The organism is Bradyrhizobium sp. CIAT3101, from assembly GCF_029714945.1.
Taxonomy (GTDB): Bacteria; Pseudomonadota; Alphaproteobacteria; order Rhizobiales; family Xanthobacteraceae; genus Bradyrhizobium.
The window spans coordinates 8,643,950-8,655,356 of record NZ_CP121634.1 but is presented as its reverse complement, the minus strand read 5'-3'; the positions used below and the strand labels follow the sequence as shown (position 1 = coordinate 8,655,356).

Genomic DNA, 11,407 nt, shown 5'->3' with positions numbered 1-11,407 from the left:
ACCACAATGATGTGTTCCTCGTAGCTTTCCCGACAGAAAACCTACCGTGTTGCTCAATTGCTGACGGTTTTCCTACCTGGCAGCAAGGGAATTGGTGAAATCGATTTTTTGGATGGAATGCATTCACATTGCGGATCGCGACGGCATCTCCTGAGGTCTGGGTCTCAATCTCCTGCTCGCACTCGTTGCTCTAATCACCATCGCGCCGCCTTTTTACGGGCCTCATGGGCGGCGGACGTTTTTTGCCGGAACAGCTAACCCATCTCGACCCGGTTACCAGGCTTTTGGAGGTTCAAAGTCTAGATTGGCGTGTGAGCGATCTGCTTCTCAGGTCTGTAGGCCACGAAATTTGTCGATCTCTATCGCCTCGCACGCAAAATCTCTAGCCGCGAAACAATGGCTGTCGCGAGGCCAAGTTTTTGTCACCCACTCAGCCTTTGCGCAACTGTCTATCCATGGGTCCGGTCTGGTTACGCGTGGGCCCCAAGTCAACTACTAGCCGTGGCAATTGATTGAGGCGGGGGACACTGGCACTTCATGAGCGCCCCGCGTCTCGTCGGGGTGCAACATCGATCTTGCCACGTCGGACCTGATGGGTGTGCGGTCTTTTCGCCCGCAGTCATGAAATGCGATCTTTCCTGAAACACCATGATGGACTCTGTTTGGGCTCGCAGACGCTCACATGCGCCGAAGATGTGAATGAGGGAGATCGTTGCCCGTTGCAAGCGACTGCAAGGATTCGGCAGAAAGCCATGGAGGCAGTCCGGAGCGGCTTAGACTGTTGGCGCCGAGCGCTTCCCTTGAAGAAGAGTGCCGACCGAATGCCCGTGTCAGATCGCGCCTTTGCGACGGGGAGCTCAGTTCAGATGAAGCCGGTCTGCGCGATAAGGATGACCGGATTACTGCATGACCGCTCAAGCTGACAAGCGTCCCATCGCCATCCGCGCGGTGGTTCCGTTCGTTTTCCGCCAATGGCTGCTCCAGCCCTACCGCGCTGCCTTTGTGCTGGTTGGCTTCCTCGGTGCGACAGCAGCCGACCTGTTCATGCCGATATACTCGGGCCATCTCGTCGACGCGTTGACCTCAGGTCCTTACCACAACGCGGCGCGACATGCGGCGCTGGCCGCCTTCGGCGGTATCGTCGCACTAGGCCTGGTTTCGATGATCCTACGCCTCATAGGTCTGCACGCAATCGTTCCGTTCACGCTCAAGACAATGTCGGATGTGGCCCGCGAGGCCTTCATGCGAGTCCAGCGGTTCTCAACCGATTGGCACACCAATTCTTTCGCCGGTTCGAGCGTTCGGAAGATCACGCGCGGCATGTGGGCCCTGGATCTGCTCAATACTACCATCCTGATGTCCCTGTTGCCGTCCCTGACGGTGCTGGTCGGTTCGATGATCTTGCTCGGGCTGCACTGGTCTGCACTGGGTGGCGTGGTCGCGATTGGTGCGGCAATCTATGTCGTTGTGACAATGATGTTCGCGGTCCGCTATATCGCGCCTTCCGCACGAGTCTCCAATGCTTGGGACACCAAGATCGGCGGCACGCTGGCCGATGCGCTGACTTGCAATGCGGTGGTGAAATCTTTCGGCGCGGAAGAGCGCGAGGATGAGCGGCTCGCCCGCACCATCAACCGCTGGCGCGTGCGGTGTCTGCGAACCTGGCTGCGCTACAACTCCGCCGCCATGGCTCAGCTCTCCATCCTGTTGTGCCTGCGGATGTCGGTGATCGGCGGCTCGGTGCTGCTGTGGATGGAGGGGCTCGCCTCGCCTGGCGACGTCACGTATGTGCTGACCAGCTACTACGTTATCCACGCGTATCTGCGCGAGGTCGGCATGTACATTAACAACCTACAGCGCTCGGTCAACGATATGGAGGAGCTCGTCGCGATCCATGACGAGCCGATCGAGATCGCCGACGTATCGGATGCAAAGCCGATCGCCATTGAAGGTGGCGAGATTGTATTCGAAGACGTTACCTTCCGGTATGGCCGTGATTGCGTCCAGCTCTATGACAGACTATCGGTTGATATAAGCGCCGGTGAGCGGGTTGGTCTGGTTGGTCGCTCCGGCTCCGGCAAAACTACCTTCGTCAAGCTGGTGCAGCGGCTCTATGATGTTTCGGGCGGCCGTATTCTGATCGACGGTCAGGACATCGCTCTAGCCACACAGCGATCACTCCGTAGCCAGATCGCCGTCGTGCAGCAGGAGCCGATCTTGTTCCACCGCTCCCTCGCTGAGAACATCGCCTATGGTCGGCCCGGAGCTGATATGGGGGCAATCGAGCGGGCGGCGCGGCTCGCCAATGCGCACGAGTTCATCCTGCGCCTGCGCAAGGGCTACGGCACATTGGTGGGTGAGCGCGGTGTCAAGCTCTCGGGCGGTGAGCGGCAGCGCGTCGCGCTGGCGCGCGCCTTTCTAGCTGACGCGCCGGTGCTGATCCTGGACGAGGCAACCTCAAGCCTCGACTCCGAATCGGAAGTCCTCATCCAAGAAGCGATGGAGCGGCTGATGAGGGGCCGCACCTCGATTGTGATCGCACATCGACTCTCGACGGTGCGCGGCCTCGACCGCATCCTGGTGTTTGATGGCGGCGTCATCGCCGAGCAGGGCACGCATGCTGCCCTGACTAGGCGGGCCGGCGGAATCTACCGGCGGCTGTTGGAGAGCCAAGCCACCGAGGTTGGCCGGATCTCTGCGGCAGTCTAATAGACAGGAATGGTACTGACAGTTGGATCGTTGAGCTGGGGGCAAATTGAAGGTTCACCCGATCGAAGAGACACAGCCAGGAGAGGCTGATTCCGCTGAAGCTCAAACAGAGTGGATCGGCAAGCAAGACGAGGGTCTAGGAACGATAAGGGACCCGCGAGATAGCTACTAATTTGATGGGCTTCAGGTGTTTCGGGAATGAGAGCGCGAAGACAAAGCGCGGCGCTTTAATCATCGCGCAACACAGGATGGAACATCAGAGGCATTGTTTGGTATCCGAGCGCAGTTCTCTCCTCATTACTTTTGCAATGGCGCATTTGGGCGCGGACGCTCGCGCCGTTATGAAGCGACCGAACATATGTTTTCGCGAAAGAAGGGACTTCTAAACTCATCAGCCCAAGCGCTGAGAAATGGGACGGGTTGGAGGGTAGCGGCTAGCTTGGCTGGAAAATCTCTCAAAAGAGGAATTCTGCGCTAGAATTCAGCGCCGATATCCCATCCATTGCATTAATCAATACTAACAAGTGGCTACTGTGCAGCAGCAAACGGACCCGCGTTGATTTCGCGGCGGGTATTTTTTGGCCTAGAGACGATGTGTCGCTGTGGCGATAAGAAAGCCGCGCCTGCGATCGGCCTGGTCGCTTGGGTAGGAGGCTGACGCGATAGGTTCTGAATTCGTTCGTCGTATTCTTCCTCCCGCGACGAACATTCACTGGCCGCCCCACATCTGGGGCGGCCTTTTTTTCAAACCGCGACTGAGTCTCGCCGGCCCACCTCAACCACGTGCGCGTCGGCCCTAGTCGAGCGAACTCCGAGAACGGCACTAGTTGATCGGCGAATCCGGCCGCAGCCTGAGATGCCGGCTTTGCCGACCAGTGGGAGCAAGCATACTCGGCCGGCGGATGGACTGGGTGACCCAGTCGCTTAAATCTCGAACGGCATATCTAACCTCCGATCGCGTGGTGTTTTTTCCTGACCGGTTCTGGCTCATGGCGAAGGGCTATGGCGGACACGGTGCAATGGGCGAGGGAGCGAAACCACGCGCGAGTGGCGGCGCATTGGTATCGAAGTTTTGGTCGGCGTCACGCGCACGGCAGTCTTTGGTGAAGGACGTCAGCCTGAAGAGGTCGGGGCAACTCCTACCCGACGAAGCCGCCGTTCCTTTCTTTGGCTACCCCAGGCTACGCTTTCGAGGCTCCGGCGATTGAACGAGCAGCCGTCCTGCCCTTTGTGTCGTCCATCATCGGTGGAGCAATCACTGCCATTTCGAACCGATTTCGCCGCGCTCAGCCATGGGCGCTGGACATTTCCTGTATCCGGGAGGAGCCGGTATGAGCTTCGAAACAGCGCTCGACGAACCGAACGAGCCAAATTTACAGCAAGTCGATACAACCGAGGGGACGGCGCAGCAAAGCCTTGCCGTAACGAGAAAAATTAACGTCGAGCTTTCCGAACGGATTCTTCGCCGTCTCGAAGTTACAACGGGCCGGCCCGGAGTCGGCAACGGCATTGTCGTGGAGGCTGCTCTTGAGGGGTTCCTTGATCGAGCGCCGCCAATCGAAGGTCTCATTCATGAGGCGCTCGATCGGATGAGCAGGCAACTTGAACGTCTGGACACCGACTTCCGCATAGTGGCTGAGATGGTTGCGCTGCACGCCCGTTATCACCTCACCGTCACACCTCCAATGCCGCAATCGCTGCAGCCTGAAGCCTGTAAACGCGGCCAGGAGCGATTCAAGGCGCTGGCCGAACAGGTCGACCGGCGCGTCCGTTCTAACCGATCCTTACTGAGTGAGGCGATCGACCAAATCGATGCCCCGAATTCTTACAGTTATGCGGCCGACGATGTTTCGCTAAGTTCTACAGATTTTGCACATGAAATCCCTTCCGCCACTATTCTGGACGCAACTGCCGACGTGAGCGCTGCCGCCGAGGAGGGCGGCAGCAACCGCAACTTTCAAAATCTGCCAAACGCGTTCTGCTAAACGAGCGGGTGACCTTGCGATCCGCACGCAAGACGCCGCGAACGGTCTATCCAATCCTTCGCAATCCGACGCTAAGCGCCAACTTTCGACTTGGCGATTGATCGGCTGTGTTTTTCTTCCTTTCGTCGCCGGCTATTACCTTTCCTATCTGTTCCGTACTATCAATACGCTGATTTCGGGTCAGCTCTCTGCTGATCTGGGCCTCGATGCTGGCAACCTTGGCCTGCTGACGTCCGTCTATTTCCTGGTCTTCGCAGGCGTCCAGATTCCAATCGGAACACTGCTGGATCGTTTTGGTCCACGTCGGGTCCAGAGCGCGCTCCTGCTGGTTGCCGGCGGTGGAGCGGCTCTGTTTGGCGCGGCCAACGACTTCGGGGAACTTCTGGTTGCACGTGCGATGATCGGCATCGGTGTCTCGGCTGCAGCCATGTCTGGGTTGAAGGCCATTGTCACTTGGTTTCCGAGGGAACGGGTCGCCCTAGCCAATGGCTACATGATCATGCTCGGTGCACTAGGTGCGGTGACCGCAACAACGCCAACCGAGTGGCTGTTGGAATGTACGGGGTGGCGTGGGCTTTTTGGACTCTTAGCCCTTGCAACCTTTGCTTCGGCCCTCCTGATTTTTTGGGCGGTTCCTGAGGCGGCGCGGCCACAGGTAACTCAGTCGACGGCCGTAAAACTGCGTACGATCTACACAGATCGGCGCTTTTGGCGGATAGCACCGCTGTCGGCAAGCTGTATCGGCTCAGCCTGGTCATTACAGGCCTTGTGGGCAGCATCTTGGCTGACGAACGTCGAAGGGCTCAATCGCGAATCCTCGATTAGGCAGCTCTTTATCATGGCACTCGGAATCAGCGCGGGGGCGATGTTACTTGGGACGTTGGCTGATCGACTACGCCGACATGGGATAAGGTCGGAAGTTCTGTTCGCAGCAGTGACAGTGTTGTTTGTAGGGGGTGAGCTTGCATTGATTCTGCGTCTGCCATTGCCATCACTGCTGCCATGGCTGATCATCTCGATTGTCGGCTCGGCCACTGTTGTCAGTTATGCGCTCTTAGCTGAATACTTTCCAAGGGAGCTCACCGGCAGAGCAAATGCAGGCTTAAACGTTCTTCACTTCGGCTGGTGTTTCATCGTCCAATACGGGACAGGACTCATCCTTGACCAATGGGCCGTTCAGGATGGCCGCTACCCGACCATTGCCTATCAGGTTGCGTTCGCATGCGCCGTTGGGGTGCAGGTTCTAGCATTAGGTTGGTTTATGATCCCATGGATTTGTCTTTTGGGCAGACGGATTGCCAAGTTCTTCCTCGGCGATCCCGAAGCAAAGACATGCCCGGTCGAGGGATCCGCGACGTCAGCAGAAGATGGCGTACTCGAGCCGGACGATGAGGAATGGTGATGCGAGCCGTGTGGCTAGCTCCGCTCGCTCGCCTGGTCCTGAGAGCAACAACACCGCGCGCCGCCTTCTGGTTCGATCTTTCTTTTCCTACGCCAGCCTGCGATCGCTCCGCTCCGCTCGTTGAGCTGGTGAAGGATCTGCTTTTCTAATCATACCCATCTGAGGCCGCTTGGGGTGCCTCAGTTTTTTGGGATATAAATGACAATCCAATTGTTTCAGCCGGAGGTGATCTCGCGCGGAGCACGCATGCTGCGCACTGCGCTTGGCCCCGCGATTACGTGCTTTCTGGAAGATCCCACGGTTGTCGAGGTGATGCTCAACCCAGACGGTCGGTTGTGGATCGATCGGCTGTCCAGTGGCCTGACTGAGACCGGCAAAAGCCTGTCCGCTCCAGATGGAGAACGGATCATACGGCTGGTCGCTCACCACGTCGGCGCCGAGGTTCATGCGGGTGCGCCACGTGTCTCGGCCGAGCTACCGGAGACCGGGGAGCGATTTGAAGGTCTGCTGCCGCCCGTCGTTGCCGCCCCCGCATTCGCGATCCGCAAGCCGGCCGTGGCTGTATTCTCTCTCGAGGACTATGTCGTCGCCGGGACCATGACCATGGAGCAGGCCGGCGCTCTTCGAACTGCCGTCGCCTCTCGCCATAACATCCTGGTCGCGGGCGGGACCTCCACCGGGAAAACCACCCTGATAAACGCGCTTCTTGCGGAGGTCGCCAAGACGGCAGACCGCGTGGTTCTCATTGAAGATACCAGAGAGCTTCAATGTAAAGCGCCGAACCTCGTTGCGCTGCGCACCCGGGACGGCGTGGTCTCTCTATCAGATCTTGTCCGCGCCTCGCTGCGACTACGGCCTGATCGTATTCCGATCGGGGAGGTACGCGGAGCCGAAGCTCTCGACCTCCTGAAGGCCTGGGGGACAGGCCATCCTGGCGGGATCGGAACCATACATGCCGGGACTGCGCTCGGGGCACTGCGCCGGCTTGAGCAGCTCATCCAGGAAGCAGTGGTCACTGTCCCGCGGGCGCTTATTGCCGAAACGATCAACGTGATTGCCGTTCTTGTTGGCCGCGGAGCCGATCGCCGCCTCGCCGAGCTTGCTCGCGTTTCAGGGCTCGGACCGTCCGGCGACTACAGCTTTTTACCATTAGGAGATCAACCATGAGCCTGAGATCGCCTCGCAACAAGCCTCTCATCGCCATCGCGGCATTAACCCTCGCGTTGTCGAGCGCGCTTCCCGCCTGGGCCGCTGGCTCGAACATGCCCTGGGAGCAGCCGCTCAACCAAATCCTGCAATCGGTCGAGGGGCCCGTCGCCAAGATCCTTGCGGTCATCATCATCATCGTGACCGGGCTGTCGCTGGCATTTGGTGATACCTCGGGCGGATTTCGGCGGCTCGTGCAGATCGTGTTCGGCCTGTCGATTGCCTTTGCCGCATCGAGCTTCTTTCTCTCGTTCTTCTCCTTTGGCGGCGGAGTGCTGATCTGATGGATGAGGTCCCAGGTTTTGTTGCACCAGTCCATCGCGCCTTGACGGAACCGATCCTGATGGGCGGGGCGCCGCGTTCGGTTGCAATCCTCAACGGCACCTTGGCGGCAGCACTTGGATTGGGCTTGCGGTTGTGGATCGCAGGTCTCCTCGTCTGGTTCATCGGCCATATTGCGGCCGTCTGGGCCGCTAAGCGCGATCCAGATTTCGTCGAAGTCGTGCGCCGACACGTCCGCATTCCCGGTCACCTCAACACGTGAAATGTCCCATGATGAATCTCGCTGAATACCAGCGCTCAAACACTCGTCTTGCCGACTTTCTGCCCTGGGCGGCGCTCGTCGATGAGGGGGTCGTCCTCAACAAGGATGGCTCGTTTCAACGTACGGCGAGATTCCGGGGACCAGATCTCGAAAGTGCAGTGCCGGCCGAACTTGTCGCGGTTGTCGGCAGGTTGAACAATGCTCTGCGCCGTCTCGGATCCGGCTGGGCGGTGTTTGTGGAGGCGCAGCGCCATGCAGCGGGCGCGTACCCCCCGAACAATTTTCCCGATGTAGCATCCGCTCTGGTCGACGCCGAGCGAAAGGCACAATTTGAAGAGGAGGGCGCTCACTACGAGTCGAGCTACTATCTGACTTTCCTCTATCTGCCGCCAGCTGAGAGCACCGCGGCCACAGAACGCCTGCTCTATGAGGGCGGCCAGCGGACGGTTGGCGAAGATTCGCGGGAGACGCTGAGCGGATTTCTCGATCGCACCGATCGCGTTCTCAAGCTTGTGGAAGGGTTCATGCCGGAATGCGGCTGGCTCGATGACGAGGCCACCCTAACCTACCTGCATTCCACCATCTCGACTAAACGGCACCGGGTCCGAGTGCCCGAGATTCCCATGTATCTCGATGCCTTGCTCGCCGATCAGCCGCTAACCGGCGGGCTCGGGCCGATGCTGGGCGAAGCCCACATCCGCGTTCTGACCGTGGTCGGATTTCCAAGCGCTACGACGCCTGGAATTCTTGACGATCTGAACCGCTTGACGTTCCCATATCGCTGGTCGACCCGGGCCATCATGCTCGATAAGGCCGACGCGACAAGGCTCCTCACAAAAATCCGGCGTCAGTGGTTTGCCAAGCGCAAGTCGATCGCGGCGATCCTGAAAGAGGTGATGACCAACGAGGCGTCGGCTCTTCTTGATACCGATGCGAACAATAAGGCGATCGATGCTGATGCGGCCCTTCAGGAATTGGGCTCGGATCAGATCGGAGAAGCCTTTGTCACCGCTACCGTTACCGTCTGGGATATCAATCCGCGCGCCGCCGACGAAAAGCTGCGTCTGGTCGAAAAGGTGATCCAGGGCCGCGATTTCACCTGCATGACGGAAACCGTCAATGCCGTCGAGGCCTGGCTCGGCAGCCTGCCCGGACACGTCTACGCCAATGTCCGCCAGCCGCCGATTTCGACGCTTAATCTGGCTCATATGGTCCCGCTATCGGCCGTATGGGCTGGGGAGGTGAGGGACCATCACTTCAAGGCGCCGCCGCTGTTCTTTGGGAAGGCTGAGGGATCAACCCCGTTTCGGTTTTCGCTGCATGTCGGGGACGTCGGGCACACTCTTATTATAGGGCCGACCGGCGCCGGTAAGTCCGTTCTCCTGGCGATGATGGCCTTGCAGTTCCGCCGCTATCCTGGGGCACAGATCTTCGCCTTCGACTTTGGCGCCTCGATCAGGGCGGCAGCCGTCGCAATGGGCGGCGACTGGCATGATCTTGGCGGTGCGGTCGCCGGAGAATCGTCCGAATCTGTTGCGCTGCAACCGCTCGCCAAAATCCATGAGGTCTCCGAACGCGGTTGGGCGGCCGACTGGATTGCCTCGATTCTGTCCCGCGAGCGGGTCGAGGTCACGCCCGAGGTCAGAGAGCACATTTGGTCCGCGCTCACGTCCCTCGCTTCGGCGCCCGCTCCTGAGCGCACTCTCACGGGACTATCGGTGCTCGTTCAGTCCAATATGGTGAAGCGGGCGCTACAGCCCTATTGCCTTGGCGGTCCATATGATCGCTTGCTCGATGCTGAAAGCGAACACCTCGGTGGCTCCTCCGTCCAGGTATTTGAGACCGATGGGCTGATCGGGACCGCTGCTGCCCCTGCCGTCCTTTCCTATCTGTTTCATCGCATTGAGGACCGCTTTGACGGCCGACCGACCCTGCTCATCATTGATGAGGGTTGGCTCGCCCTCGATGACGCCCATTTTGCCGGGCAACTCCGCGAATGGCTGAAGACACTTCGCAAGAAGAACGCCTCCGTTGTCTTTGCGACCCAGTCGCTTGCGGACATTGACGGCTCACCCATTGCGCCCGCGATCATCGAAAGCTGTCCGACCCGAATCCTGCTGCCAAACGACCGCGCCATCGAGCCGCAGATAACGGCAATTTATCGTCGCTTTGGGCTCAATGACCGGCAGATCGAGATTCTTGCTCGCGCAACACCGAAGCGCGACTACTACTGCCAGTCCCGGCGGGGCAATCGCCTGTTCGAACTGGGCCTCGGCGAGGTTGCGCTCGCTTTCACAGCCAGCTCCTCGAAGGCCGATCAAGCCATGATTGACCAAGTCCTAGCCGAGCACGGCCGGGAGAATTTCGTGACGGGTTGGCTCAAGGCGCGCGAGCTCGCCTGGGTCTGCGACCTTGTTCCGCAACTTGCAACGGCAGGGAGCCTCTGATGCGACGTCTAACTCAGCTCTTAACGGCGGGCTTGTTTGCTGCTGCCATTCTCCAAGTGTCAGGAGAGGCCAGGGCACAGTGGATCGTATTCGATCCGAACAACTACGCGCAAAATGTGCTGACGGCAGCCCGCGAATTGCAACAGATCAACAACCAGATCACATCGCTGCAAAACCAGGCGCTGATGTTGATCAACCAGGCCAAAAATCTGGCAAGTCTGCCATATTCTTCGTTGCAACAGCTAGAGCAGTCGATCCAGCGTACCCAGCAGTTGCTCGGCCAAGCGCAACGCATCGCCTATGATGTGCAGCAGATTGACCACGCGTTCTCATCCACCTACGCACCGGCTTCTTCGAGCCAGCCGGCCCAGGCGCTGATCGCAAATGCGCAAACACGCTGGCAGAACGCTGTGGCCGGCTTTCAGGACGCCATGCGCGTGCAGGCGACCGTGGTCGGCAATCTCGACGCCAACCGTGCCCAGATGTCGGCGCTCGTAAGTGCGAGCCAGGGCGCCAGCGGTGCGCTGCAGGCAAGCCAAGCCGGCAATCAGTTGCTTGCGCTTCAAAACCAGCAGCTCGCGGATCTCACCGCGGCAATCGCCGCGCAAGGGCGTGCTCAGACTTTGGAGCAGGCACAACGAGCGGCCGCCCAGGATCAGGGCAGAGAGCAGCTCAGGCGGTTCCTGACGCAGGGACAAGGCTACCAGTCCACAACTGTGCAGATGTTTCACTGATGTCGAAGAACACACTCGAACGAATTCCGATGATATTGGCGGTGACGCTTGCTGTCCTGGTTGTTGTGGCTTGCACGATCAGGCTGCGCGGCGACCAAGATGATGCTTTGTCCGAAGCGTCTATCGCGCAAGGGTCGGCTGACCCGACTGCCGCAAAGCTTGAGCAATGTCGGTCCGTCCAATACGAGCAGAAAGATGCTCTGGTCGCGTGCCGGAAGCTCTGGGACGAGAACCGCCGCGACTTCTTCGGCTCTCGCCGCGGATCCCCAGGGGCTGGTATTAGCGAAACTAATCCCGACGCATCTTCGCCTGTGCGCGGCAAGGATGAGAGCCGTCTGCCGTCCCCCTATCCTTCCATTCCCGACAATGACGAGTGAACG

General features: G+C 59.2%; 9 protein-coding genes. All 9 read left to right on the top strand.

The window, feature by feature from the left end:
* The first annotated feature begins 906 nt into the window (after positions 1–906).
* The 9 genes from QA645_RS40225 (at position 907) to trbK-alt (ending at position 11,404) form a co-directional block, all read left to right on the top strand.
* On the top strand, positions 907–2,709 hold the full coding sequence (locus QA645_RS40225) for an ABC transporter ATP-binding protein (RefSeq protein ID WP_283046512.1): 1,803 nt from the start codon (positions 907–909) through the stop codon (positions 2,707–2,709).
* A 1,331-nt stretch (positions 2,710–4,040) separates the two neighbouring features.
* Entirely contained in the window at positions 4,041–4,694 is a 654-nt protein-coding gene (locus QA645_RS40220; protein WP_283046511.1) for a hypothetical protein, read from the top strand.
* A 97-nt stretch (positions 4,695–4,791) separates the two neighbouring features.
* On the top strand, positions 4,792–6,096 hold the full coding sequence (locus tag QA645_RS40215; RefSeq protein WP_349253158.1) for an MFS transporter: 1,305 nt from the start codon (positions 4,792–4,794) through the stop codon (positions 6,094–6,096).
* Positions 6,097–6,294: 198 nt separating this feature from the next.
* A complete protein-coding gene (trbB, locus tag QA645_RS40210) occupies positions 6,295–7,263 on the top strand; it encodes a P-type conjugative transfer ATPase TrbB (RefSeq protein WP_061849709.1) in 969 nt (322 codons plus the stop codon).
* Entirely contained in the window at positions 7,260–7,586 is a 327-nt protein-coding gene (locus tag QA645_RS40205; RefSeq protein ID WP_283046510.1) for a TrbC/VirB2 family protein, read from the top strand. Before trbB ends, QA645_RS40205 begins: the two co-directional genes overlap by 4 nt.
* Positions 7,586–7,846 (top strand): VirB3 family type IV secretion system protein, encoded by a 261-nt coding sequence (locus QA645_RS40200; RefSeq protein WP_283046509.1) that lies wholly within the window; start codon positions 7,586–7,588, stop codon positions 7,844–7,846. Before QA645_RS40205 ends, QA645_RS40200 begins: the two co-directional genes overlap by 1 nt.
* An 8-nt stretch (positions 7,847–7,854) precedes the next feature.
* Entirely contained in the window at positions 7,855–10,293 is a 2,439-nt protein-coding gene (gene trbE / locus QA645_RS40195) for a conjugal transfer protein TrbE (protein ID WP_283046508.1), read from the top strand.
* Positions 10,293–11,027, top strand: coding sequence for a P-type conjugative transfer protein TrbJ (gene trbJ, locus QA645_RS40190; RefSeq protein ID WP_283046507.1), 735 nt, complete (start codon positions 10,293–10,295; stop codon positions 11,025–11,027). The genes trbE and trbJ overlap by 1 nt, the downstream gene beginning before the upstream one ends.
* A complete protein-coding gene (gene trbK-alt, locus QA645_RS40185; RefSeq protein WP_283046506.1) occupies positions 11,027–11,404 on the top strand; it encodes a putative entry exclusion protein TrbK-alt in 378 nt (125 codons plus the stop codon). Before trbJ ends, trbK-alt begins: the two co-directional genes overlap by 1 nt.
* Positions 11,405–11,407 lie beyond the last annotated feature (3 nt).

Bases quoted from the DNA above. Each gene is read 5' to 3' on its own strand.
- trbB (WP_061849709.1), top strand. From the start codon at position 6,295: ATGACAATCCAATTGTTTCAGCCGGAGGTGATCTCGCGCGGAGCACGC.
- QA645_RS40200 (WP_283046509.1), top strand. From the start codon at position 7,586: ATGGATGAGGTCCCAGGTTTTGTTGCACCAGTCCATCGCGCCTTGACG.
- QA645_RS40220 (WP_283046511.1), top strand. From the start codon at position 4,041: ATGAGCTTCGAAACAGCGCTCGACGAACCGAACGAGCCAAATTTACAG.
- trbJ (WP_283046507.1), top strand. From the start codon at position 10,293: ATGCGACGTCTAACTCAGCTCTTAACGGCGGGCTTGTTTGCTGCTGCC.
- trbK-alt (WP_283046506.1), top strand. From the start codon at position 11,027: ATGTCGAAGAACACACTCGAACGAATTCCGATGATATTGGCGGTGACG.
- trbE (WP_283046508.1), top strand. From the start codon at position 7,855: ATGATGAATCTCGCTGAATACCAGCGCTCAAACACTCGTCTTGCCGAC.
- QA645_RS40205 (WP_283046510.1), top strand. From the start codon at position 7,260: ATGAGCCTGAGATCGCCTCGCAACAAGCCTCTCATCGCCATCGCGGCA.
- QA645_RS40225 (WP_283046512.1), top strand. From the start codon at position 907: ATGACCGCTCAAGCTGACAAGCGTCCCATCGCCATCCGCGCGGTGGTT.